The organism is Streptomyces sp. NPDC039480, from assembly GCF_055597165.1.
Genome location: NZ_JBVITX010000015.1, coordinates 168851 through 192261, shown reverse-complemented (window position 1 = coordinate 192261; position 23411 = coordinate 168851). Strand labels below are relative to the sequence as shown.

Annotated in this window: 28 protein-coding genes and 2 pseudogenes; 13 read left to right on the top strand and 17 right to left on the bottom strand. The window is 68.5% G+C overall.

Annotated elements, in window-relative coordinates; all coding sequences use genetic code 11:
- Window positions 1–6: 6 nt before the first annotated feature.
- From ACZ56E_RS36280 to ACZ56E_RS36265, 4 genes are read right to left on the bottom strand one after another with little or no spacing between them, the layout of a single operon-like run.
- The gene (locus tag ACZ56E_RS36280; RefSeq protein WP_468612795.1) at window positions 7–462 is read right to left on the bottom strand and encodes a MaoC family dehydratase; all 456 of its coding nucleotides are present in this window, start codon (window positions 460–462) and stop codon (window positions 7–9) included.
- Window positions 459–2003, bottom strand: a complete 1545-nt coding sequence (locus tag ACZ56E_RS36275) for an acyl-CoA synthetase (protein ID WP_471220977.1) — start codon at window positions 2001–2003, stop codon at window positions 459–461. Before ACZ56E_RS36275 ends, ACZ56E_RS36280 begins: the two co-directional genes overlap by 4 nt.
- Before the next feature lie 10 nt (window positions 2004–2013).
- Window positions 2014–2886 carry an amidohydrolase family protein gene (locus tag ACZ56E_RS36270; RefSeq protein ID WP_471220975.1) on the bottom strand — a complete coding sequence of 291 codons (873 nt, stop codon included), beginning with the start codon at window positions 2884–2886 and terminating at the stop codon, window positions 2014–2016.
- Between the two features lie 5 nt (window positions 2887–2891).
- Window positions 2892–3854 carry an SDR family NAD(P)-dependent oxidoreductase gene (locus ACZ56E_RS36265; protein WP_471221013.1) on the bottom strand — a complete coding sequence of 321 codons (963 nt, stop codon included), beginning with the start codon at window positions 3852–3854 and terminating at the stop codon, window positions 2892–2894.
- A gap of 449 nt (window positions 3855–4303) precedes the next feature.
- On the opposite strand from ACZ56E_RS36265, the gene ACZ56E_RS36260 reads away from it, so the two are divergent.
- On the top strand, window positions 4304–4732 hold the full coding sequence (locus ACZ56E_RS36260; protein ID WP_471221011.1) for a MarR family winged helix-turn-helix transcriptional regulator: 429 nt from the start codon (window positions 4304–4306) through the stop codon (window positions 4730–4732).
- A gap of 55 nt (window positions 4733–4787) precedes the next feature.
- On the opposite strand, the gene ACZ56E_RS36255 is transcribed toward ACZ56E_RS36260, so the two are convergent.
- From ACZ56E_RS36255 to ACZ56E_RS36245, 3 genes are all read right to left on the bottom strand, one after another.
- Window positions 4788–4991 carry a hypothetical protein gene (locus ACZ56E_RS36255; protein ID WP_471220972.1) on the bottom strand — a complete coding sequence of 68 codons (204 nt, stop codon included), beginning with the start codon at window positions 4989–4991 and terminating at the stop codon, window positions 4788–4790.
- 75 nt (window positions 4992–5066) lie between these two features.
- Window positions 5067–5540 (bottom strand): hypothetical protein, encoded by a 474-nt coding sequence (locus tag ACZ56E_RS36250; protein WP_471220970.1) that lies wholly within the window; start codon window positions 5538–5540, stop codon window positions 5067–5069.
- A gap of 118 nt (window positions 5541–5658) precedes the next feature.
- Window positions 5659–6519: a phosphotransferase gene (locus tag ACZ56E_RS36245; RefSeq protein ID WP_471221009.1), complete on the bottom strand. Its 861-nt coding sequence runs from the start codon at window positions 6517–6519 to the stop codon at window positions 5659–5661.
- Between the two features lie 99 nt (window positions 6520–6618).
- Here ACZ56E_RS36245 and ACZ56E_RS36240 point away from each other — a divergent pair, with 99 nt between their 5' ends.
- The 3 genes from ACZ56E_RS36240 to ACZ56E_RS36230 all read left to right on the top strand — a co-directional run bounded on the left by ACZ56E_RS36240 (window position 6619) and on the right by ACZ56E_RS36230 (window position 9303).
- Entirely contained in the window at window positions 6619–7206 is a 588-nt protein-coding gene (locus ACZ56E_RS36240) for a hypothetical protein (RefSeq protein ID WP_471220968.1), read from the top strand.
- A 141-nt stretch (window positions 7207–7347) separates the two neighbouring features.
- The gene (locus ACZ56E_RS36235; protein ID WP_471220967.1) at window positions 7348–7749 is read left to right on the top strand and encodes a peptidoglycan-binding domain-containing protein; all 402 of its coding nucleotides are present in this window, start codon (window positions 7348–7350) and stop codon (window positions 7747–7749) included.
- A gap of 228 nt (window positions 7750–7977) precedes the next feature.
- Window positions 7978–9303 carry a hypothetical protein gene (locus tag ACZ56E_RS36230; protein WP_471220965.1) on the top strand — a complete coding sequence of 442 codons (1326 nt, stop codon included), beginning with the start codon at window positions 7978–7980 and terminating at the stop codon, window positions 9301–9303.
- A 386-nt stretch (window positions 9304–9689) separates the two neighbouring features.
- On the opposite strand, the gene ACZ56E_RS36225 is transcribed toward ACZ56E_RS36230, so the two are convergent.
- Entirely contained in the window at window positions 9690–9839 is a 150-nt protein-coding gene (locus tag ACZ56E_RS36225) for a hypothetical protein (RefSeq protein ID WP_471220963.1), read from the bottom strand.
- A gap of 543 nt (window positions 9840–10382) precedes the next feature.
- Between ACZ56E_RS36225 and ACZ56E_RS36220 the strand changes: the two genes are divergently transcribed.
- Window positions 10383–10541, top strand: a complete 159-nt coding sequence (locus tag ACZ56E_RS36220; protein ID WP_471220961.1) for a YrhB domain-containing protein — start codon at window positions 10383–10385, stop codon at window positions 10539–10541.
- Between the two features lie 23 nt (window positions 10542–10564).
- Here ACZ56E_RS36220 and ACZ56E_RS36215 read toward each other — a convergent pair whose 3' ends face one another.
- The 5 genes and pseudogenes from ACZ56E_RS36215 to ACZ56E_RS36195 all read right to left on the bottom strand — a co-directional run.
- Entirely contained in the window at window positions 10565–10948 is a 384-nt protein-coding gene (locus ACZ56E_RS36215; protein WP_471220959.1) for a hypothetical protein, read from the bottom strand.
- A 78-nt stretch (window positions 10949–11026) separates the two neighbouring features.
- On the bottom strand, window positions 11027–11404 hold the full coding sequence (locus ACZ56E_RS36210; protein ID WP_471220957.1) for a hypothetical protein: 378 nt from the start codon (window positions 11402–11404) through the stop codon (window positions 11027–11029).
- On the bottom strand, window positions 11401–11778 hold the full coding sequence (locus ACZ56E_RS36205) for a hypothetical protein (protein ID WP_471220955.1): 378 nt from the start codon (window positions 11776–11778) through the stop codon (window positions 11401–11403). The genes ACZ56E_RS36210 and ACZ56E_RS36205 overlap by 4 nt, the downstream gene beginning before the upstream one ends.
- A 286-nt stretch (window positions 11779–12064) precedes the next feature.
- Window positions 12065–12598, bottom strand: coding sequence for a hypothetical protein (locus ACZ56E_RS36200; RefSeq protein WP_471220953.1), 534 nt, complete (start codon window positions 12596–12598; stop codon window positions 12065–12067).
- 144 nt (window positions 12599–12742) lie between these two features.
- Window positions 12743–12889: pseudogene (locus ACZ56E_RS36195) on the bottom strand (NucA/NucB deoxyribonuclease domain-containing protein); the annotation flags it as partial.
- A 10-nt stretch (window positions 12890–12899) separates the two neighbouring features.
- Between ACZ56E_RS36195 and ACZ56E_RS36190 the strand changes: the two are divergent.
- The 4 genes and pseudogenes from ACZ56E_RS36190 (at window position 12900) to ACZ56E_RS36175 (ending at window position 18589) form a co-directional block, all read left to right on the top strand.
- Window positions 12900–13419, top strand: a pseudogene (locus ACZ56E_RS36190) (exonuclease domain-containing protein).
- A 365-nt stretch (window positions 13420–13784) separates the two neighbouring features.
- A complete protein-coding gene (locus tag ACZ56E_RS36185; RefSeq protein WP_471220951.1) occupies window positions 13785–14915 on the top strand; it encodes a twin-arginine translocation signal domain-containing protein in 1131 nt (376 codons plus the stop codon).
- 597 nt (window positions 14916–15512) lie between these two features.
- Window positions 15513–16193, top strand: coding sequence for an ABC transporter ATP-binding protein (locus tag ACZ56E_RS36180; protein WP_471220949.1), 681 nt, complete (start codon window positions 15513–15515; stop codon window positions 16191–16193).
- Entirely contained in the window at window positions 16190–18589 is a 2400-nt protein-coding gene (locus ACZ56E_RS36175) for an FtsX-like permease family protein (RefSeq protein WP_471220947.1), read from the top strand. Before ACZ56E_RS36180 ends, ACZ56E_RS36175 begins: the two co-directional genes overlap by 4 nt.
- A 520-nt stretch (window positions 18590–19109) precedes the next feature.
- On the opposite strand, the gene ACZ56E_RS36170 is transcribed toward ACZ56E_RS36175, so the two are convergent.
- Window positions 19110–19469, bottom strand: coding sequence for a hypothetical protein (locus ACZ56E_RS36170; RefSeq protein WP_471220945.1), 360 nt, complete (start codon window positions 19467–19469; stop codon window positions 19110–19112).
- 83 nt (window positions 19470–19552) lie between these two features.
- On the opposite strand from ACZ56E_RS36170, the gene ACZ56E_RS36165 reads away from it, so the two are divergent.
- Window positions 19553–19867 (top strand): hypothetical protein, encoded by a 315-nt coding sequence (locus ACZ56E_RS36165; protein ID WP_471220943.1) that lies wholly within the window; start codon window positions 19553–19555, stop codon window positions 19865–19867.
- Window positions 19868–20312: 445 nt separating this feature from the next.
- Here ACZ56E_RS36165 and ACZ56E_RS36160 read toward each other — a convergent pair whose 3' ends face one another.
- Both ACZ56E_RS36160 and ACZ56E_RS36155 read right to left on the bottom strand, forming a co-directional pair.
- Window positions 20313–20696, bottom strand: coding sequence for a nuclear transport factor 2 family protein (locus ACZ56E_RS36160; RefSeq protein ID WP_471220941.1), 384 nt, complete (start codon window positions 20694–20696; stop codon window positions 20313–20315).
- Between the two features lie 443 nt (window positions 20697–21139).
- Window positions 21140–21454 (bottom strand): hypothetical protein, encoded by a 315-nt coding sequence (locus ACZ56E_RS36155; RefSeq protein ID WP_471220939.1) that lies wholly within the window; start codon window positions 21452–21454, stop codon window positions 21140–21142.
- Window positions 21455–21500: 46 nt separating this feature from the next.
- Between ACZ56E_RS36155 and ACZ56E_RS36150 the strand changes: the two genes are divergently transcribed.
- The 3 genes from ACZ56E_RS36150 to ACZ56E_RS36140 all read left to right on the top strand — a co-directional run bounded on the left by ACZ56E_RS36150 (window position 21501) and on the right by ACZ56E_RS36140 (window position 22705).
- Window positions 21501–21689, top strand: a complete 189-nt coding sequence (locus ACZ56E_RS36150; RefSeq protein WP_471220937.1) for a colicin E3/pyocin S6 family cytotoxin — start codon at window positions 21501–21503, stop codon at window positions 21687–21689.
- A complete protein-coding gene (locus tag ACZ56E_RS36145; RefSeq protein WP_471220935.1) occupies window positions 21686–21916 on the top strand; it encodes a DUF7683 domain-containing protein in 231 nt (76 codons plus the stop codon). Before ACZ56E_RS36150 ends, ACZ56E_RS36145 begins: the two co-directional genes overlap by 4 nt.
- A 459-nt stretch (window positions 21917–22375) precedes the next feature.
- Window positions 22376–22705, top strand: coding sequence for a hypothetical protein (locus ACZ56E_RS36140; RefSeq protein WP_471220933.1), 330 nt, complete (start codon window positions 22376–22378; stop codon window positions 22703–22705).
- A gap of 82 nt (window positions 22706–22787) precedes the next feature.
- On the opposite strand, the gene ACZ56E_RS36135 is transcribed toward ACZ56E_RS36140, so the two are convergent.
- A complete protein-coding gene (locus ACZ56E_RS36135; RefSeq protein WP_471220931.1) occupies window positions 22788–23360 on the bottom strand; it encodes a hypothetical protein in 573 nt (190 codons plus the stop codon).
- Between the last annotated feature and the right edge of the window lie 51 nt (window positions 23361–23411).

Below are 23411 nucleotides of genomic sequence, written 5' to 3'. Positions count from 1 at the left end.
GGCCCCTCAGGCGTAGAAGCGGGACAGGCTCCGCAGGACGCACGCGGGCTTGTCGCCGCCCTCGATCTCGATCGTGCCGTCGACCGCGATCTGCACGCCGCCCGCGACCTCGTCGACGGAGGCGAGCGTGGCGCGCAGCCGTATCCGCGAGCCGGCCTTCACGGGCGCGGGGAAGCGCACCTTGTCCAGGCCGTAGTTGACCTTCGTGGTGACGCCCTGGACGTCCAGGAGGTCGGTGAAGAGCGGGATGAACAGGGCCAGGGTGAGGTATCCGTGGGCGATCGGCGCCCCGAACGGCCCGTGCGCGGCCTTCTCGGGGTCCGTGTGGATCCACTGGTGGTCGCCGGTCGCGTCGGCGAAGGTGTCGATGCGCTCCTGGCCGACGTCGAGCCAGTCAGTGAGGCCGAGTTCGCTTCCGGCGAGGGCGGCCAGTTCGTCGAGTCCTTGGACCGTGCGGGTCATCGCGCTTCTCCTTCTTCGGTCTGCATGGAGGGGGTCGGGTGCGGGGCGCCGTGGTCGCGGCGCAGGCTGGGTTTGTGGAGCTTCCCGGTGGCGGTGCGCGGCAGTTCGGGCACGAACACCAGGGAGGCGGGGATCTTGTACTTGGCGAGCCGGCCGGCCAGGAAGCCCAGCACCTCCTCCGGGTCCGGGTCGCTGCCCTCGCGCGGCACGGCGACGGCGCGCGGCACTTCGCCCCACCGCGGGTCCGGTACGCCGATGACGGCGCACTCCACCACGTCCGGGTGGGCGAGGAGGGCGCTCTCGACCTCGGCGGGATAGACGTTCTCGCCACCGGAGATGATCATGTCTTTGAGGCGGTCCGCGATGGTGACGAAGCCGTCGGCGTCCACCCGAGCGGCGTCGCCGGTACGCAGCCAGCCGTCGGCGAACGCGGCGGCCGTCTCCTCGGGCAACTGCCAGTACCCGGCCATCACATGCGGGCCCCGCACCAGCACCTCACCGGTCTCACCGATCGCGGCCGTAGTGCGGTCGGGACGTACGACGCGTACGTCGGTGAAGAAGTGCGGCACCCCCGCCGAACCCGCCTTGGGCACCGCGTGCTCGGCGTCCAGATAGAGTGCGCCGGGCGCGGCCTCCGTCATCCCGTACCCCTGCTGGAAGGCGAGCCCGCGCCGCGCGTACGTCTCGATCAGCGGGAGGGGCACGGGCGCCCCGCCGCACATCAGGATCCGCAGGGAGGACAGGTCGGCCGCCGGCCAGCGCGGCTCGCGGGTGAGGCGCTCGTACATCGTGGGCACCCCGAACATCGCGGTCACCGCGTCGCGTTCGACGGTGTCCAGGACCTCGGCCGGGTCGAAGGACGCGGCGAGCACGCAGGTACCGCCCTTGAGCAGGACGGGCAGGGCGAGCATGCCGAGCGCGGCCGCGTGGAAGAGCGGCGCGCAGACCAGCGCGACGGTGTCGGCGACGAGATCGGTGTCGACCAGGACGTTGACGGCGTTCCAGGTGAGGTTGGCGTGGGTGAGCATGGCGCCCTTGGGGCGGCCGGTGGTGCCGGAGGTGTACATCAGGAGACAGACCTCGTCCGCACCGACGGCCTCGTCCAGGGGATCCTCGACCGATCCCGCGATCAACTCCTCGTACGCCGCCCCCACTTCGAGCGCGAAGTCGAGCTGCCCTGCCGACCGCAGTTCCCGCACGACTGGGGTGTGCGCGGGGGAGTGGACCAGTGTGCGGGCGCCCGCGTCGGTGAGCTGGTAGGCGATCTCGGGCGCGCTCAGGCGGGCGTTGAGCGGCACGAAGACCGCGCCGAGCGCGCCGGTCGCGAAGAAGGTCTCCAGGAAGGCGGGGTGGTTGGGTCCGAGGAAGGCGACCCGGTCGCCGCGCCGGACGCCGCGGGCGCGCAGGGCGTGGGCGAGCCGCAGGACGCGGGAGTGCAGGGCCGCGTAGCTGAGGGGGCGGCCCTCGTGGACCAGGGCGGTGCGGTGCGGGGTCTTGCGGGCCCGGCGGGCGGGCCAGGAGCCGAGTCCTTCGTTGCGCATGGTGCCCCCTCTACTTGAGCCCGAGCAGGCGGGCGGCGTTCTCCTTGAGGATCTTGGGGCGGACCTCTTCCTTGATCGCGAGCCGTTCGAAGTCGGCGAGCCAGCGGTCGGGGGTGAGGACGGGGAAGTCGGAGCCGAAGAGGACCTTGTCCTGCAGCAACGTGTTGGCGTAGTGGACGAGTTGGGGCGGGAAGTACTTCGGCGACCAGCCGGAGAGGTCGATGTGCACGCCCGGTTTGTGGGTGGCGACGGCCAGGGCCTCGTCCTGCCAGGGGAAGGACGGATGCGCCAGGATGATCTTCAGATGCGGGAAGTCGGCGGCGACGTCGTCGACGTACATCGGATTCGAGTACTTCAGACGGATCCCGCCGCCGCCAGGGACGCCCGCGCCGATGCCGGTCTGCCCGGTGTGGAAGAGGGCGATGGCGCCGCTCTCCTCGATCACCTCGTACAGCGCGTAGGTCAGGGAGCGGTCGTTGGGGAAGAAACCCTGGATGCTCGGGTGGAACTTGAAGCCCTTGACCCCGTACTCCGCCACCAGCCGGCGGGCCTGCCGCACGCCCGCCTTCCCGCGGAACGGGTCGATGGAGGCGAAGGGGATCAGCACGTCCGGGTGGGCGGCCGCGGCCTCGGCGACCTCCTCGTTCGGGACGGGCGCGGTGCCGGTGGCGGACTCGGCGTCCACCGTGAAGACGACGGCGGCCATCGCGCGCTCGCGGTAGTAGGCGGCCATCTCCTCCAGGGTGGGCTTGCGTTCGCGGCCCTCGACCTTGAAGTACGCGCTGGAGGCGGCGTCCAGCTCCTTGTCGAGGGAGGCGTGCCCGCGCGAGGAGACCTCCGCGTGGGTGTGGACGTCGATCGCGGTCAGCTCGCGGAGATTCAAGGTCCTCACTTCCCCGGCGTCGGCGTCGGCATCGGTGCCGATGCTGGTGTCGATGTCGGCATCGCTGTCGGCGTCTTGGGCGCGGGGATGCCGACCGTCTCGGGCGCGCTGCCCACCGAGGTGTGCCAGGCGGCGGCGATGGTCTGCGGTGTCCAGCCGCCGTCCGCGTACGCCACGGCAGCCTCGTGCGGGTGCGACCACAGGGTGAGCCGGTCGCCGCCGATGCCGACGCACTGCCCGGTCACGTCCCGGGCGGCGTCGGAGGCGAGGAAGGGGACGAGCGCCGCACAGTCCTCCACCGTCCCGAACCCCTCGCCCTTGCGCAGGAAGTCCGGCAGCGGCCGCCCTTCCCGCATCGCCTCCACATGCGGGGCGAAGGCGGGGATGGTCTCGGTCATCGCGGTCGCGGCGACCGGCACGATCGCGTTGACGGTGATGTCCGCCCTGGCCAGCTCCATCGACCAGGTACGGGCCATGGCGGCGATACCGGCCTTGGCGGCGGCGTAGTTGGTCTGGCCGAAGTTGCCGCGCTGCCCGGCGGGCGAGCCGACCAGGATGAGGCGGCCGCCCTCGCCCTGCTCCCGCATCCGCACCGCGGCGGCACGCGCACAGGTGAACGTGCCCCGCAGGTGCGTCGTGACGACTGCGTCGAAGTCGTCGTCGGACATCTTCCACAGCACCCGGTCGCGCAGGATCCCGGCGTTGGTCACCATCACGTCCAGGCGGCCGAACTCCTCGACGGCACGGGCGACGAGGCGGTCGGCGGCCTCGGTCGTGCCGACCGCGACGCACTCGGCGACCGCACGGCCGCCAGCCGCCACGATGCTTTCGACGGCGCTGTCGGCGGCCGCGGCGTCGACGTCGTTGACGACCACGGCGGCCCCGGCACGGGCGAGGGCCAAGGCATAGGCGAGGCCGAGGCCACGCCCCGAACCGGTGACGACGGCGACTTTGCCGCCCAGGTCCATGGGGTTGGTGTCCAGCACGGACTGATCCCTTCAACAGGCGCCATTAGGCGTCGACAGACGTCAACAGGCAGCGAAAACAGGGGAGTTACGGGGCGTACGAGCGCCGGGAGTGTCGGCGGGGCCCGATCGGTGCGGGCGGCGTCGGCCCGCGGAAAGGAAGTTAAGACAAACCGTTGTTGCCGTCAATGGTTGTTGTCGACACCAGTGGTACGGCATGCTGACCGGGCGGGCGACCATCGCCGCACACGCCTACGCCGGAGCACCGATCAGGGAGAGCGCCCGTCATGCCCACCCGGAAGACGACCACCGAGCCCGTGAAGGAGAGGCCTGTGCCTGTGCGGGAGGCTGCGGCTGCGCGGGAGGCTGCGCCTGCGCGGGCAGGGTCAGTGCCCGCGCCGGAGAAGCCCGCTCCCGTGCAGGACGGGCCCGTGGACGAGGGGGCACCCTGGATGCGCGGCCTGCACGCGGACGCGGGCTACCTGCTGTACCGGCTCGGCCTGCGCTCGGGCCAGCTCTTCAACGCGGCGCTCGAACGCTCGGGCCTACGCCTGCGCCACTACGCCCTGCTGCGCTACCTGGCCACCGTGGAAGGCGCCGCACAGCGCGAGTTGAGCCGACAGCTCGGCTACGACCCGAGCGCGATCGTCGGCCTGGTCGACGACCTGGAACGCCTCGGCTTCGTCGAGCGCCGCCCCGCTCCCGACGACCGCCGCCGCCGCATCGTCGCCCTGGCCCCGGCGGGCAGCGACTTCCTGCGCGACTCCGACGAGGTGGCCCGCGGAGTCACCGACGAACTCCTCGCCCCCCTCACCCCGGACGAGCAGGACACACTGCACACGCTGCTGGCCCGCATGGCGCGTACGGCGGGCGGGGGGTGAGGAGCAGGCCACACGAGCGCCGCGCAGGGCTCAGCCCGCCGATCGCGTACTCCCGTCACGCCGCGTCGAGGAGGGCGGCGCGCTGCTCGCCCGTCAGCTCGCTCTCATCGACGCGCCGCAGCAGCGACAGGTGCCGGCCCGCCTTGCACATGCCCAACCGGCGCGGACCGAGCCGGACGGTGGTCACCGAGGCACCGGGCACCCACGTACCCCAGAAGACGTGGCCCTTGCCGCACGCGATGACGGTGTCCGCGGTCATGTGTCTCTCCTTCAGCCGATGTGGGTGGGGGGTAAGTGCGCTCCGAGCTCGGGCCGCAACGCGACGATCACCAGCTCAATGATGATCACATCCCAGATCATCGCGCTGACCGTCGGGTGAGTCAGCGGGCCGCAATCGGGTGATGGTCACCGTGACGGACCGGTTGCGCAGTCCCTCAGCCAGGTAGGCCATTTCCACGGACGTGCCGACCAGGCCGACGTCCTTGAGGTCGGCGGCCATGAGCCGCGCTGCGCCCAGCGAGAGGCCCTGCATCTCGCGCAGGGCCCGCAGCACGGGAACCAGGCCCGCGTCCTTGTCCGCAAGGTGAAGCCGAGCAGCCCCGTGTTCTCTCAGTAGAGCCTGCCTCATGTCTTCGGGAGCTGGGCCTGTGTCCATCTCGCACCACGCGTCCGGGCAGGCTTGGCACTGGCTTGTAACGCCCCACCACAACTGACCGCAGTCGATGAACTGACCGGCGTCACGGACCAGCTCGCCACCGCACATCGCGCAGAACGATGTGAGCTTCACTCCCTGAGTAGCGGTGATCACTGGTCTCTCTCCCTGCGGCATCGATCCGGATGATCCTGCCGACGGCCCGGGCATGACGCTTCATTTGTCGGCCTCGGCCGCTGGGTCCATGCCGTCTTGCTATGCCCTTCGGCGTTTTCTACAGGCCGCCCAGCCGCTTGCTCATCGTGTCGAGTGTCGGCCAAGGAGGACCCTCGTGCAGTGCACGCAGGAGCTCTTCTCCGAATCGCCTCCCGTTCGGAAACTGGTCGCCGAGCTCCCAACGCCACGCGGCGACCATCGCAAGGACCAGCTGCCGACACTCGTCCAACAGCCCATGGTCGATGTTCGGGTAGTGCTCGCAGACCGCCTCGGGAACATGGGCGAGGTCGAACTCGACGGGCCCGCGGCAGCACGTCTCAAGGTCGATGAACAACGGGCCGTTCACCGTGCTGAGCAGATTCCCTGGATGCGGCTCGCCGTGGAGCAACTGCTCCACGGCGCCGCGGTCGTCGATCGCTCGTCGCAGGCTCGTCAGCCTGCCACCGAGGAACACCCGGTCTGCGTCGGCGAGCTCCGGCGAGCGATCCGGGTCGGCGACAACTTCTTCCGCCTCGGTGATCCGGTCCGTGAACCTCGGGCTCGGCACATCGACCTTGCGCATGCCGACGTGCAACTGCTCCAGCGCCTTGGCGTAGCCGATCGGTGAGGTGGGAGGTGTCACGGGCTCGTAGTAGGTCCACAGCGTCACTGTGAAGCCATCGCGCCTGTACACCCGCGGGTCCGCCCGAGGCTCCAAGGGACACACCGGGCAGCCGACCCCGGTGAGCCGCTGAGCGAGGTCGACCTCGAACTCCGCAACCTCTTGTCCCACAGGGGCGATACGGGCAAAGACGCCGCACGGCATCAGCCGTAGTGCCAACTTGTTCGAGTTGTGGAGAACGACCGCGTTGTCAGCCGGCAGGTCGAGCGATGCGGCGACCGAAGTCGCAGCCGCGATCGCACGCGTGACGTCGGTCATCTCCACCCGTGAATCTTGACATAGACCAACGAGGGCAGTGCCAACGCGCGTGTCCCAGGTGCCAACTACCTACAGGGACTCCTCTGGCAGGATGACGTCATGTTCGATTTCGGCATCACGGGCTACCAGCCAGCATGGTTGGGCGACCGTGGTGACGTCGTACGGGAACATGGGCATCGTCTGCGTGGTCTGACCGGCCGGACGCTCACGAGGGCCTGGATGGTGTGGGACCTCAGGGATGACGAGTGGTTCTGCGACTGCCCGGTGCTGCTCGACTTCGATGGCCGGCAGATCGAGATCAACTACCAGAAGCTGGGCGACCTTTCCCTGACGTGGAACACGATCGACCCTGCCCATCCAGTCCGCTGGCCCGGCTTCGACCTGCAATGGCGCCCCGAACCTTTCCCCGGGCTGCAGGCGCTGCGGGGCCTGCCGGTCAAGGAGGCCGAACTGCTCGAATGGACGGGCGGAGACGCCGCTCAGGGAAACGTCGACATCAGCTTCGCCTTCGAGACGGGTCGCGTGACCGTCTTCAACGCACTCGACGGGAACGGGGTGAGCTTTACCCCTCCCGGCCCGAGCCGGCGATCGCCTCCGCCGTACCGCGCACGTTTGAGGAACTCACCTCGCACTACGACGAGGGTTGACCACGCCACAAACCGTGGGGGCAGGCCGACAAACCGTTAGGGCAGGCCCACAAACCGGGGGAGTAGGCAGGAATCACACCGTCGGTTGACGTATCCCGTCGGCCGTCTTCCTAGCGTGGACAGTGCCCGGGCATTCCCATCCGAGGCGGCCCCGACGCCGCCCTTTCACCAGGGAGCTCACATGCCCATCCACCGCACTGCCGCGACCTTGCTGGCCGCGGGCCTCCTCGCCGGGACGGCGGTCACCGGAGTCGCCGCCACCGCATCGGCCGCGAGCCCACCGGCAGCCACCCCGTCGACAGCCCCGTCCGCAACCCTGGCCGCCTGCGCCTACTACTCGAACTTCGGCTACTACTGCGGTTACGACGTCAACAACACGTACGCCGACTACGGCGACCGCGGCAACAAGGTCAGGGAGATCCAGGCGATTCTCCAGTACCGGGGGTACAACATCGGCCGCTACGGAGTCGACGGCACATTCGGCGGTGACACTCTCAAGGCAGTGAAGACGTTCCAGCGCACCTGGGGTCTCAATGACGACGGCATCGTCGGCCCCAAGACCTGGGCGCGCCTGCGGGGCTGAGGCCTCAGAACGCGGCACCAGAACAGCGAGCCTGTTCCGGTGCCGCCGGGGCGCACGGCCCTGGCCCTGCAATTCCCCCTGCCCTAAAGGGCAATTTCGCATAGCTGTGATGACCCACGGGGCCATGGACATACGTTGATGCCCCCTGAGACTCTTGCTCTCTCAGGCTTGATCAGCTCGGCCGGACGGGCATGAAACCGCGAGCCCGCAGTGTGTGAGAGGGACCCGATGTACGCCAACGAGCAAGCCCGCACCTCCGAGCAGAAAGCAGTCGGCCGCACACCCTCGAAATCCTCGCGTACGACTGGTCCCGCAGGCCTCTTCGCCCGGCCGAGTGCTGCAGGGAACGCGGCGGTGGTCCAGATGCTCCAGGCAGCCGGCCATGCATGGGCACGGGAACAGCCCCAGCACGGTGACGGGAGCGGTCACGAACAGACCCCCGCAACCCAACGAGCCAAGTCCGTAGGAACGTTCGCGCACAGCCATCAAGGCGACGACGACCTGTCCAACCAGCTCGTACTCGACAAAATGACGGCACTGCAGCTCCACACGCAGCAGATCTATGACCAGATGCGCGCGAGCATGGCCGAGCTGAGCGAGAGAAGCCGTGAAGCAGGAGGTCAGCAAATGGACCTCACGCAGTACAACCTCTGGTCGGGCCCCGAAAAGTGGGCCACGCACGAAAAGAACGGCCCCCGATACGGCACGAAGGAACGCACCGGCGAGTACCAGGCCCACCAGTCGCCGGGCTTCACGATGGACCAGACCTCGCAACACTTCGCCGCGCTCGACCAACTCGAAGCCGCGGGATACAACTCCGTGAATCGGCCCAGGGATCCCGAGTACCAACAGCAGTTCGTCAACTGGCTGAAGGAGAACGAGCGTAAGGGCGTCGCATTCGATGCGGACGAAGCTCAGCGGGAGTTCCTGAAGCTGAGAGCCGCGGGCACCGGACACGAGCGGGCCGTGTTCGAACCATCCGACGGATCCGCCGGACGGCCTGCTCCGGAGGGCACCGATGAGCTCGTCGGCTGGCACGGCGCCCAGTTCGGATCGGCCTGGGAACCGACGTCGGACTCGGTGGCCAAGAAGGCCGCCCTGGCCATGCTGCCCGTCAGAAGCTTCGGCCTCGACGACCCGCTCGCGGACGGCACCGGCGTCACCCACCCCGCCCCCTTGGGAACGGTGCAGGCGCGGCAAGAGATCCCCATGGTCATCCGCATAGCGAACGAGCTCGCAGAGTCACTGCGCGAAAACGTGGAAGCTCGAAAGGACATCGCGCGCCTGGCGAGCGAGGCGGGCGCCCAGCAGCGGCTGAACCAACTGACACAGCAGGCGACCGACGGCATCAACCGATTCCTCCAGGGTACTCAGTTGCTCGACGTGCGGGGGGAGCGGGAGGAGCGGGCAAAGAGTGCGGATCTCATGCGTGAGGGCCGGAGCACTTTCCTCTCCGCGGTGAGCCTCTTCGATGCCTTCTTACGGGAGGCGGGGTGCCCTGCGGCGGAGTGCCCACCGGAACTGACATCAGCGCTGCATTCCCCACCCCAGTAACCACCCGCAACACCCCACCAGGGCTTCACACAGCACTCTCAACACGGAAGGGCTGAAGTGAGTACCCCGATGCAGGCAATCCTCGTGGTAGTCGTTGTTGCGGTGGTGATACTGGCCGGTTGGATGCAGTCGGCGAGTTTCCGCAACTACCTGCGTCGCAGAAGGGGGCAGTAGGCCCCATGAGGGCACAGACGGCGGTTGCATCGCTTCACCTCGCAGGCCCGGAAGGCGAACCCTGGCATATATGGCTCGCAGTTGGGGCCGCGACAGCCTTCATCGCTCTCCTTGTCATTTACCTGCGTCGGGATCGCCAGCGGCACCGGAAGTGAGCGTCAGAGGCGTTCGGCGGTGGGCGGGCCGGGAGCCCCGGCCCGCCCACCGCCACATCAGGCAGCCACCGCGTCGCGGAGCGTCGAAGGCTTGAGACCGAAGGCATCGCGGACATCGCTGTCGTCCACGACGAACGGACGCTCGGACATATAGCTCATCTCGGCGAACTCCCGCCACAGCGGATCGGTGAAGGACAGCAGTGCCATGAGCCACAGTTCGGCCCTCACCCGGCCCTTTCGGGTGTGCGGGGCCATCGGGGTGCGCTCGGGTGACCGGCCCGGCGGTTTGCTGATAGCCGTAGTGATTGCCGAGCATCACGTAGTCGGCCCCGGCCCGCTCGGTCGCGGCGAGAATCGAGGCAAACAACGGCGGCATGGTCTCCGGCCAGGTCTGGTAGGCGGTCATGGCGGCGTTGAAGACCGTGGCCGCACTGGCCAGCGCCTCGGCCAGCTCGTCAGTGCGGCCCGCGTCCAAGGCGACCCGTTCGATGGCGGGGTGGTCAGGGCCACTGCCGCTGCGGGTGATGAGGCGGACCCGCTTGCCGCTTTCGGCCAGTTGCCCGGCGGCCGCGACTCCGGTCGCACCTGCTCCGATGACGACTCATCCAACCATGGTCATATCTCCGTTCACCTTCACAATGGAACGCTTCCCCGAAGGGGGAACGTGGTTCACGGAGGGCCCGTCCGCATGCCAAACTCTGCCGTGCGGCCGCAGAGTAAGTTAGTGGCCAAAAAGCCTATCAGCGGGAGTTGTCCGCAGGACTGGATCCGATGCGGATGGCCGTGGCCGATGTGGAGCGGCACGAAGTGGTGTGGATCGTCTCCTGGGCGTCCGAGGAGTACCTGCGCACCGAAAATCCGGTGGCCCCGCTTGCCGGTCCGGTTCTGTCGGTGCGGACCATCCGCTGACCCGGGCGCCACCGGGTGCGTGGTCAGCCCCAGTCGCCGTTGATCCACGCGAGCAGGCGGGCGCGCTTCTTGTAGGAGCAAGTCGCGTACGCGGCGTCGGACGTGCCGCCCGTGTCTGGCCCGCCCCGCAGTTCGTGACCGTAGTCGCTGGGGCCGTATTCGCCGTCGCGGTAGCCGTCCATGTCGTCGGCCCAGTCGAGGAGACCGAAGTCGAAGTCGAGGTGCTCGAAGTACCGGGTGGCGTCGGCCGGTTCCACCGGTGCGGTACGAACGCCTGCCCCGGCGGTGGAACGGTCTTCGAGGCAGCCGTCGGAGCGCACGGGCTGGCCCAGCCACCATCCGGCCAGGAAGACGGCGTACAGAGTGGTGACGACGCCGAGGCGCCGAGGGGTTATCCAGACAGGCATCCGGGGAGTGTCGCACGACACGAGACCTACGCCCGCGTCGGCGGGCATACCAGGCCACGCCGCACTACCTCGCTACCGTCAGTGGCCCTCGAACCAGGCTTGCAGGCGGGGGCGTTCGCTCGTGCCGTTGGTGCAGGCGGCGGCGTAAACGGTGAGTGTCTGGGTCAGTGTGTCGTTGGCGCCGCGACGTGGGTCGTAGGACGGGCCCGATGTCGGGTCGAGCGGGAGGGAGGACTTCGCGCTTGACGCAGACGGATACGCCGTCGGCGTCGGCATCGGCGTAAGGGTGGGGGACGGTTCGGGTTCGTGCTTCTCCGTGTACCGGTCGAGGGCGGCTCGGTCGACGCGGCATTCGGGAGTGACGGGCTGCCCCAGGTACCAGCCCGCGACGAACACGCCGTAGACCGCGGCGGCGGCGCCGAGGCGGCGCGGGGTGACCAGGCGGGGGGTGTTCACCGGCGACCCCGTTCCAGCACACGGGCGGCGTCCCGCAGCGCCCGGACTGCGGCTTCGCTGTCCTTGGCCCGGCTGTCGTGGATGAACTGGCAGGCGGTCGAGAGCGTCTCCTCCCGCGTGACGGTCTCGTTCCCCATGGCCGCGGAGTAGCCGGTGCACACGCTGGGCAGCGGGTTTCCGGCCATGGGCTGGTTCCCGGTGCCGTGGCGAGGACCGACCGAGTGCTCTACGACAATGATGTCCGGGCCCGCGCTGCCGCTCCGGTCAGCGGCGAGGTTGAACCCGGCGCCGAATGCGGCGGCGGTGAAGGCCGACCCGGTCCCGAGGGCGGCGCGGAGGCTGACCCGGCGTATCCCGGGCGGTGTTGGGCGCATGCTGAAGGACCCTACTCGCAGGTGGGCGGAGTGCAGGCGGCGCTTGAGACAGCCGAGGGAGATCAAGGCTCATCCTCATGACGGGTCCACCTTCGCCTGGGCGGGGTGGGTGAGGGCGCGGCGGACTTCGGCCGACTCCCGGGGCCATCCGCGCGCGATGGCCTCATTCAACCTGACCGTTCGGGCCCCTGCCCAGAGGTTCTGGGACAGGAACCGACCCCTTGGTGCGAGGCGGGGGTGTGCCGCTCAGGTGGCAGGCCGGCCGCTGCCGCATGGTTGCGGGGCTTCAGCGATCCGCTTCGTTTTCATCGACTGGGTCCGGCTCGCGAAGGTAGGCGAGGTCGAGGACGTAGTGCTCGCCCGCGGGGCACTGGGCGAAGTAGTCACGGGTCTGTTCGAGGGTCCAGTCTTCGGTTTCCTGGTCGAAATAGCTGTCGTAGTAGTCGCCTGCGGCTTGTCGGCCGCTCCACCAGGCGTGGCCCTCATACACGCCAGGGCGGGGCAGGTTCGTCTCACCGGCGGGGCCGAACTCGAGCTCGTTGACGACGAGGGTGCCAGTGCCTGACTCGATGGTGATCGGTACGTGGCCTTCGGCGGCGGCGGGCACTTGGGGGACGGTGTCCCAGACGCGGATGCTGACCTGGGCTTTGATGGCGGGCTGGAGGCTGACCAGGTAGAGGTGGTGGTGCTCCCCGGCTACTACCTGTTCTTCGGCGGTGTCCAGGGTTGCTGTGTCGCCGAGGTAGGTGTCGGCGTCGTACACCTCCAGGACGCGGCGACCTGGTGTGCCCGTGCAGGTGTACTCGTGAAGGAGCGGCATGTCATTTCCTGGCTGGTCGGTGATCTTCACGTAGAGGCCCGTAGAAGGGGTCGCCGTCAAGAATGCGGTTCCGTGTCTACGTCTTGTTATACGTTTCCCGCTCGCACCGTTGTCCTTGCCATCGATGAGGTGGAGGGAGAAGCGGTTGTCACCCTTGGTGGACCCTTCCCGGGCGGAGGCGAAGGGGTACTCGTCGCACTCCAGGCCGCTGCCGGTGTAGTTGCCCCAAACCTTCTTGCACTCGCTGCGCTTGTGGCCTGTGCGTGCACCGACCTGGCTCTCCTGCGCCAGGCCGGGGGCTTTGTCGACGAGCCGGTGCAGGGGCTCCTTCTCGTCGTGGCCGCAGGCGCTGGAACAGGGCTGGGCAGCGCCCGGTCAGCTGCGCGAGATTGTGCAGATCGGAGCGTTGCGGCTGAGCGAGGACTGCAGCGTCATCGAGGAGTACGAGACTCTGGTGCGGCCCACGGTCAACGCCGAACTGTCGCCCTACTTCACCGAACTCACGGGCATCAGCCGGCAGACCGTCCTGTCCTACAGCAACGACATGGTGGTGCTCGGTGAGAACGTCGGCTGGGCGCGTGCGCGCGGCGAACAGATCAAGAACAGCTTCCTCGACGCGGCCTTCATCAACATCCGCCCCTGGCTGAACACCTCGGCGCCGATCACGGCGCAGGCGAACGTAGGGCGCCTGTGGAGCGCACTGGGACTGCCCGAGCCCGTCTCCGGACGAGAACACTCAGCTGTTCGACTGCTACTCCTTCGCAGCCGCACTTGGTCATCTGCGTGGCATCGGCGCCGCTTTGCCCGAGGGGTGCTGGTAACGAGGCATTCGACAGCCGAAGCGGAAGCCGTCAGAGGATCAGGACCCAGTCGTTCCCTCGTCCGCAACGAGGCTGCAGCCAGAGGAGATGGCAGATGACGAAGACGCGCGGTCGGCCAGAACGGCCAGAGGCCGGACCCGTGGTCTTCCCGGGCCGGTGCGGGGCACGTGATGCGGGATATCACCGTCTCGAAGGCGGGTGTCGGCGTACTCGCGAAAGTGCTCAGGTAAGTACAGATAAGTACAGGTAGATGTGGCCTTGCTGGGAAGCTGGCCGGTGGTCGCCGAAGCCGCGTGAAGTGATCTGCGCCCGCCGCGCGCACTTCTCTGGCGCGCAGAGTGAGAGGACAAGTGGGAGGACGGGGAATGGTCACACGCAGAGGATTCATCGACGGAGTTTCGGCGGCCGGTGGGGCAGCGCTGTTCGGCGTCCCCCCGTCGGCCCTGGCCGCCACGGCTGAAGACCGGGCCGGGACAGAAACTACGGACACTGAGGTGAAGGCTCGTGACGCGATCCGAGAGGTCAACGCGGGGATGCGCGCAAGTTATGCCGCACTCAAGTCCGAAATGATCCGTCGTCTGAGTCCCGTGATCGTGGTCCAAAACGATTCCACCGGCGGCACGTTCACTCTCGTCCGTGGCGGAAACCCGCAGCAGTCCGTCAGGCCGGTGCCCGAGCTGTTCCAGCTGGCGAAGTCGATCAGCCACGTACCCCAGGGCATTTTCTCGATCCTTGCCGCATATCTGAGCCCCAGGGTGCCCAACCTCCCCAACGCCTGTCGCATCGACCCCCACGACCTGGACATGGTCGCCTTTGCGGGGCCGCGGTCAGCCGGCTGGGCCGGCCCGCTCCAGAGCTACGCTGCCACGCTCACCACCGCACGTAGGCAGCTCGGAAAGGCCAACCTGCCACATCAACTGGAGGCCTCTTGCGGGAAGATCCTCGACGAAGCGCTCCAATTCATCCGTGACTGCGTCAGCAGCGGAACCTTCGACATGGCCTCGCTCCAGGAGTTCTCGGCCAAGACCTATCCCAGCATCCGCACGAACATGACGTATGCGGCTGCCGCGCAGATCTCGGGTGTGGAAGGGCTCATGCGCACGTGGCGGGACCTGGCCGGAGAAAAGGCATGGGAAGACCTGTATACGGTCGTGCTGTCGATCTGGACGACGTCCGAGCTGAACCAGGCATCGATCATCATCAGGCGATGCATGAACCCGGCGAAGGTCGCCACGCATCTGATCGACCTGCCGACCGCTGAAGTTCCCCGCGACCCCGTCTTCGTCGCTCTGGACAACCTCGCCCGGATCGTTCAGGACAACGTCTCGGCCGAGACGGTCCTTTCCACCGATCCTGTGATCGCGGACGCCTTCAAGGGCAAAGAGGACCTGCTCTCCGTCGAAATCCTGGATCAGCTCGGGGGAGCGGCCGGGGCGTCCACTCCCGCTCCCTTGGCGGCGTCCGCCTGTCCAGTCGGTAAGCAGAAGACGCGGTAAGCAGAAGACGCAACCTGCCGTGTAATGAGCTGCTCGGTGGATCAGCTCCAGTGGCCTGCCCGCTCGCGTTGGCCACCCGGTCGCCTGCCCGCTGCCACAGGCGCAGTCGTCCGAGCAGACCTCCAAGGCCGGGCACCGCACACCCAACGCAGGCCCTGCTGATGACCGACGCCGAAGCCGCCGATTGGCTCGCCGACACGGCGGCCGGGAAGAGCTGACCCCGTGCCGGACACACCACGGGCCCGCCCGGGGCCCCACGCCGGACCGGACTCGCCCAGGGGCGGGCCGACCGCCAAGCCCGGCGGAGTCACCTCCCGGTCGGTGGAGCCCCCGGCTCGGGCCGAGCCCCCAGGCCAGGGCTGGACCCCCACCTCAAGCCCCGCCCCCAAGACGGTCGAAGCCCCCCGCCCCGGCAGAGAACCCGGACAGCTATACATGCCAGCTCTACATGCCAGCTCTACATGCCAGCTATACATACCGGGTATACATGCCATGTAGAGTGCGCCGCATGTCAAGCAGTCGCGCCCGCACCGCACTTCTGGGGGCGGGCGAGTTCACCGTCGCCCGTCTCGGCCCGCTCGTCACGAAGATCCGTCCATGAGCGCCCCCATCCTGGCCGCCACCCGCCTGCGCAAGGCCTACGGCTCGACCAATGCCCTGGATGGCGCCGACTTCAGCATCCGGCCGGGCGAGATCGTCGCCGTCATGGGTCCGTCGGGCTCCGGAAAGTCGACCCTCCTGCACTGCCTGGCCGGCATCGTCCTGCCCGACGCCGGCCGGGTCACGTACAAGGGCCGGGCCATGTCGACGCTGTCTGACGCCGGACGCAGCAGGCTGCGTCGGAGCGAGTTCGGGTTCCTCTTCCAATTCGGGCAGCTGGTACCCGAACTGACGTGTCTGCAGAACGTGGCGCTGCCTCTGTGGCTGAACGGCACCCCCCGCAAGGACGCCATGCGCCGAGCCCGCGCATGGCTGGAGTGCCTGGAGATCGACCACCTCTCCCGCAGGCGTCCCGGGCAGATATCCGGCGGCCAGGGGCAGCGGGTCGCCCTCGCCCGCGCCCTCGTCGCGGAGCCCCGCGTCCTGTTCGCCGACGAACCGACCGGCGCCCTGGACTCCCTCACCGGCGAACTCGTCCTCGGGCTGCTCACCGAAGCCGCCCATGACACGGGCGCGGCCGTCGTCCTGGTCACCCACGAGGCGCGGGTCGCCGCCCACTCCGACCGCGAGATCGTCGTACGCGACGGCAGGTCCAGGGACATGGAGCGCACCGCGTGAGGGCCGGCCACCGCACCCGCGACCGCCTGAAGCGCCGACGCGCGGCCCGCGGCGAGGCCCGCACCAGCCCGGCGGCCTGGGCGCGCGACCTCGCGTTCGGCGCCTGGTTCGCGGTGAGCGGCGGACGCCCGGCCTGGACCCGCACGCTGCTGACCGCCGTCGGCGTCGGCCTGGGCGTGGCCCTGCTGCTCCTCGCCTCAGCCGTTCCGGCCGTGCTGAGCGCCCGGGACGACCGCGGCGCGGCCCGCGACGACTTCGTGTACGGCACGCCGATACGACCGACCGACGAGACGGTCGTCACCGGCAGGGCGGACACCACCTACCAGGGCCAGGACATCTACGGGCGGCTCATCCGGCCGGACGGCGACAGGCCGGCCCTCCCGCCGGGCCTGCACGAACTGCCCGCCCCCGGCGAAATGGTCGTCTCCCCCGAACTCGAGAAACTGCTCCACTCCACCGAGGGCGCCCTGCTCAAGAAGCGTCTGGACCATCGCGTCACCGGCACCATCGGCGAGGCGGGACTGCTCGGCCCACGCGAACTGGCCTACTACGCGGGGGCGGACGACCTGACCCCGAAGGGCGACAACCCGACGCGGACCGACCACTTCGGCGGCCCGAGCCCCTCCGAGGGACTCGACTCCTTCCTCATGCTGCTGCTCGTCATCACCATCGTGGTGCTGCTGATGCCGGTGGCGGTGCTCATCGCCGGGGCCGTCCGCTTCGGGGGCGAGCGCCGCGACCGGCGGCTGGCCGCGCTGCGCCTCGTCGGCTCGGACACCGCGACGATCCGGCGCATCGCGGCCGGTGAGGCCCTGGTGGGCGCGCTGACGGGACTCGCCGTGGGCCTCGGGCTCTTCGTGGGCGGACGACGGCTCGTCGGCACGGTCGAACTGTGGCGGATCAGCGTCTTCGCCTCCGACGTGGCCCCGGACCCGGTGCTCGCCGCGCTGATCGTGGCCGGCGTGCCGGTCCTCGCCGTCGCCGTCACGTTGTTCGCGCTGCGCACCGTCGCCGTCGAACCCCTCGGCGTCGTACGGCACGCAGGTACGGTCAAGCGGCGGCTGTGGTGGCGGCTGCTGCTGCCGGCCGCCGGGGTGACGCTGCTCTTCCCGATGATCGACGGCCTTGATCCGGAGACCCGGGTCAACGAACCGAAGATCGCGGTGGGCGCGATCCTGCTCCTCGCGGGGGTCACGGCGCTGCTGCCCTGGGCGATGGAGGCCGTCGTCGGACGGCTGCGGGGCGGTCCGCTGTCGCTGCAACTCGCCGGCCGGCGCCTGCAGGCGGACAGCGGCACGGCCGTACGCATGGTCAGCGGCATCACCCTCGCGGTGGCCGGGGCGATCGCCGTGCACATGCTGTTCTCGGGCCTGGAGAGCAGGTACACGCACACCACCGGCCGCAGCCCGGTCCGCGGCGAGCTGCGGATCATTGGGGCGTACGAGGGTGAGAACCGGCAGCGCGAGGACATGGTCGCCCTGCGTGCCACGCCCGGCGTGACATCCGCCCTGGCATATACGCTCGGTGATGCCGCCGAGCCCGGCAGCGACGCGCCCGGAGCCTTCGTGATCGTCGGTGACTGCGCGAGCCTGCGGCAGATCGTCGAGGCCCCGGGCTGTCGGCCCGGCAGTGTCTACACCGTCGCCGACGAGTTGGGCGAGGACCCCCTGAAGGGCGGCGTGTACACCCCCGACCCGGGCGAACAGGTCGACCTGGCCGCCTCGGAGGAGGGTTCCCCGAAGGCCGCGCCCAAGCTGTGGACCGTCCCTGCCACCGCCCGTGCCACACAGGTGGTGCCGGACCCGGCGGGGTCCTTCACGACCGGCGTCTTCGCCACGCCCGAGGCGATCAGAACCCACGACCTGGCGGACGCCGGCACGGAACTGCTGGTGAAGCTGGACCCTTCCGACCGCGACGCGGCCGAGCGAGTCCGCAACACCGCCGCGCGGATCGACCCCTTGCTCCAGGTCGAAGAGAACGTAGAGAGCGAACAGGCACCGGAGTTCACGAACATCAAGCGCGGCCTGTTCATCGGTGCGACCGTCACGCTGCTGCTGATCGGCGCGAGCATGCTCGTGACCATGCTGGACCAGCTCCGTGAGCGGAGGAAGCTGCTCGCGGTGCTCGTCGCCTTCGGCACCCCGCGCTCGACGCTGGGCCTGTCGGTGCTGTGGCAGACCGCGCTGCCGGTGCTGCTCGGCCTGGCCCTGGCCGTCGTCGGCGGCCTGAGTCTCGGCTCGATGCTGCTGAAGATGGCGGGCCTGCCGCTCGCGGTGGCCTGGGGCAGCATTGCGGGGATGGCCGGGATCGGTGGCGGAGTCGTCCTCCTGGTCACGCTGCTGAGCCTGCCGGCGATGTGGCGCATGATGCGTCCCGAGGGCCTGCGCGACGAATGAGCCGAATGACCGGACGCTCGAACCCTCGCTCGCGCCACGGGACCCACACCATGTGACCGGCGGCCGGCCCGGCCGCCGGTCATCCGCGCCGGCACCGGGTCGTGGCCCCGGTTCCGGCCTTGGTCGCAGTCGTGGCCTGGCTCCGGTCGCAGTCACGGCCCTCATCGCAGTCGCGGCCGCGGTCACGGCTGTGGTCGCAGTCGCGGCCACCGCCCCGGCCGGTCGTAGCCATGGCCACGCCGTCCGCACCGTTCCGTGCTGGCGGCTGGCCTAACACAATGAGGCCGATCGATCCTGAGTGCCGTGCCCGGAGCACGAGTTGCACCCCGCACAAGCCCGAACAGGGTGACCTGAACGCCTACCCGTGGCAGGCCGCGCTCGACGCACTCCCGGCCGACGACTGATCTCCCTCACACCAGAGCCGCACCCCCGGCCGCATCAGTGCGGCGGGGCACGGGGCAGGGGTGAGTTCCGCGACGCATGGCGAGTCCTCGGCGCTCAGAATCCCTCTTTCAGGGAGTTAGCCGGTGTAGGCCCAGGACCACAACGCGAAGCCGGTGGCAACCGGGCATGCCACAACACCTGCCAGGAATAGGCGGCTTGCCCATGACCGTCGGCGGATGCCGGGGGCGAACATCAGGGTGGTCAAGGCCGTGGCAGCACCGGCGACGATCGCCACGTACTGCAGGAGAAGGGTGCCGGCGTCCGCGCCCTCCGCCGCGCCCCAGAGTGCGGCCAGACCCACGAGCAGCGTGATCCAGGCCAGTGATGCCAGAGTGAGCGCCCACAGCACACCTGCCGCCACGGCAAGGCCCGTGTGCCCGGTGCGAGGTGCGGGCCGAGCAGAGCCGTACAAGCGCGCGTAGGTGCCGGGGTTCATCGTTGCTTCCTTCCGTGATCGGTATGCACGATCCTCGCCCCGCGCACCCCGCCGGGGCATGGGCACGGATACTCGTCTGCACCGTGGCTCGTACTCAGCTGGCGCAACCCGGTTCCCGACGCCTCGCCCGCCGGGCGCAGCTCCTCGTACCAGGCGAGGACCACCTGCACACGGTCGCCGTGTTCGAGGCCAGAGACTCGAAGCTGTGCATGGGGCACGCGGACTTCAGCGCGCATGACCTGGAGCTGTACGCCGACGGTCAGGACGACCCGACCGAGGTGGTGGATCTGGACGACGCGGTGTTGTCGGCGGCGCTGGACGCGTTCGCCGAGCTGCTGCGCCCGGAGGAGGGTGCGCGGCTCGTCGTCGACCTGAGTCAGCCGGAGGCCATCCTCTGACGGCGGCCAGGCAGATGCCGACCATCTTCCTTGCCGAACCGCACATCGCCGACATCTTCCTCTGGTCTGCCCGCTGAGAGGCAGGCAGCTCACGGTCGGAGGCGTTGCACCTGCGGATCGAAGCAGACAAGTCCATGCTCGCGAGCCAGCGCGGAGGCGTACTCGGACACCTCTTCAGCCTTGCCATAGGACATGAGCAGGTACACCATCGGCCCCGATGCCTCCTCGATGACCGGCGGTGACGCCCATACGCCACTGCCCTCGTCGTCCGGGAATCGCGCGACGAGTAGCTCATCAGCGCATCGTGGCAGGCAGAAGCTCCTTCCGACTCAGTCGGCCCTGAGATCGAACTGCCACCAAGTGATCCGAAAGGGAGCTGCTAGCTCTGTAGCAGCACAGGTTCGCCCTACGAACCGACACGGTCCGTAGGGCGAACCTCGTTCGTTCAGGCCGTGGGTACGCGGTCCAGGAACCCGTGCACGGTATCGATCCGCCCGTCGTCGGCCAGCGTGATCACGTCGAACCCGGCGACGGGCGCGGACCCGTCCGCGAGCGATACGAGCTCCCAGCTGAAGCGGACGATGTCGTGGTGCCCGTCGGCCGCGCCGACCTGGCGGAACTCGAAGCCGGGAAACTGCTCGTGGGCCCCGCGGATCACGGCGGCGACGCCCTCGTGCCCGGAGACGTCGGCCAGCGGATCGGTGTAGCTGCCGTCCTGGGTCCAGGCGGCGGCCACGGCCTTGTCGATGTTCTCGGCGCCCTCCGCGTTCCAGGCCTCGAAGTAGCGGGCGACGGCGGTCTCGTATGCGGCGGTGTCGTGTGCGGTCATGGCGGGTCAGCCTCCTGTGAGGTGGTTCTCGTCTTGCGGGGTGATGGCTGGCGATGACGCAAGACTGCCGCTGGGTTGCAGCGTGGTCGATTACGTCCGGGGTAATGAGCGACGGGCGAGCGCTCCCGGGTCTTTCCACGCCCGGCCCCGCCCGCACCAGCTCATGACGGGTACGGGCCACCAGGGAACGTCCAGATTCGTCCTCAGTAACTGTCTTTGAACCCGAGCTTGATCGTTGTGGTGTGTTCAACGTCCGCGACCGGCTGCGGGAGTTGGCCCGCGAGCGGAGCACAACGATGAACGACTTCCTGGAGGAACTGGTGACCCGGGAGCTGACAGAACAGGCGTGAGCGCTTTCATTCCCAGCGAATGACATCCTCTCGGGCCCCGGACTCCTGCTCGCGCTGTTCCTGCACAAGCTGCCACCGGTCAGTACGGAGCGTTCAGCCCCACCAGTCGTTGCCGTTCTGCCAGTGCTGCACCCACTCCTCAAAACCCCATGCCTGATCGTTAGGTGCAGGGGTGGCGCCGACACCGGCGATCATCCAAACGTCCCCGCGGCGGGGGCCGGTGGTCAGCAGGAGCCAGAACGATTGCCCGTCCTCGGACCCGAGAACGATGGACCCCTTGCTGAATGCGGCGTCGATCCGCGGGTCCTCGGGGTCGGCACTCTCGTCGTCCTCCCACTGCCAGGCTGCCTCCAGGGAGAACGGCTCGCCTGGCTGTCGCGGGCCAAGGCCAGGCCATGTGTAAGTCAAGAGTGGCTTCAGAGGGACGCTGATCACGTATATCTGTTACGGCAGCATGCTCTCGCATAAGGGGCTGACACACTCCGGGTTGCGGCTGCCTTCCTCAGGAGCTGTGCTGAATGGGGACTCCTGGCATGGCACTGTCGAGAAGTACAACAAGCGAGGCAAGCATCTCGGCGAGTACGACCCCACCACGGGCGCCGAGAAAAAGCCCGCGGACAAGTCACGAGAGGTAACCCCGTGAAGATTTTGATCACCGTCTACAGGAAGGACTCCGACTTTCCTGAGCAGGAGTTGGATGTCTCGGGGGTCGGCCTGGAGGCTGCAGCCGATGTGGTGGGCATCCCGGCCGACCGTCTCGTCGACGTGTACCCCCTTGAGGAGAGCCAGGCGGCCGCACTCGGTCGGCTTGCCGATGTGAGTCTCGACCTGGATTCCTACGAGTACTTTCTGGAGACGGTCGAGGGCTGACCTGCCGCGCGGTCTCGCCGGAACAGCTCTCGGCGGGACCGCGCGCGGATGTATCGAGAGACTGTTCGTGGAACCCGTCCCGTCGCCGAGGAGCTCCCTCACCTCCCTCGGATGCTGCCGTCTGGGACGTGGCCGTGGCGGAGACGCTGAGGGGCGTAGATCAGGGTGACGCAGCCGCGCGAGCTCGCCGACTACGCCAAGGCATGGAGAAAGCTGGCGGGATGGTCGACGGTCGGGATACGACACGTGAGACACGGCCTCTCATGCGGGAAGGGCAGGGCTCACTGTTCCGGTAACGGTGAGCCTGACAGCTACCGACATCTGCGGTCCCTGAGCCGCACGGCCGGCCACGGATCTGGCGTCAGCAACCGGCAGCGGCATCGTGACCGCTTTTGTTGCTGGCCAGCCCTTTAGCCGCAGACGAGGCACCGTCAGTGCGTTGCTCTACGGTGCCGTTCCATGGGTTATGACGTACACATCACTCGCCGCGAAGACTGGTGGGACGAGAGCGGGCTGGAAATCACTGAGCAGGAGTGGGAGGCCGTGGTCGCCGCCGACCCCGACCTGCAGATGGTCCCTGCTGCGGCCAGCGAAGGAGGAGCCTCTCGCTGGACTGCGGATATGGTCACCCATCCGCCTGAGGAGCGATTCGGCACGGCCATCCACTGGTTCTCGCCAACAGACATCAGCGCCAAGAATCCCACGGACATCCTGATTCGCAAGATGCGGACGCTGGCCCGGGCCCTTGACGCCCGGGTCCAAGGCGACGATGGCGAGTACTACGACTAACCACCAGGCCAGCCCACGTCCGGGCTCCCGCAACACACCGCGTACCCCCTTGGAACCGAGCATCAGCATCTGGGAAGCGCGGTCAGAAGGAGCTCGGCCAGTGCCCACTTCTTGAGCCAGGGCTGCACAAATGCCCGGACAGTGTCGGGGCCTGGATGCTGTACACGTCGCCGACCCGCAGATTGTCCGGCGTGCTGTACTCGTCGTAGGTGCCTATGACGGAGACGGTCACACGGGAATCGGGCTGCCGGAAAGTGCGGAAATACGGGGCGTTGGCGGGGGTTTCCGGGATCTCCAGCAGGGGGACGCCGCGCCGCGCCAAGAGACGTTGCAGCTTTTCGAACCGAAGCCTGGGAGTGAACCGCCCGTACCGGGCACGAAGCGTGTCGTTGACGAGGGTGCGGTCCCGGTAGGCGAGTCGGTGCACCTGCAGGGTGAAGTGGTGGCCCGACCAGGGGTGGTCGGCGGAAGCGCGGTCCCAGTAGAACTCGGCGAGGCCGTAGTCACGGCACATACTGCGGTTGCCGAAGGTGTTCTCGGCGAAGTCCGGCCCAAGGACCTTGGTGACGTGGCCGGGAGAGTCCGCGGGGCGCACGCCGAGCAAGGTGCCGGTGATGACGACGTCCACGTAGAACGCCAGGGAATGCGGAGTCAAAGGCTGATCCTCGATGCGGTGTGGTCCAACGTGATGTGGGGGACGGCCTGG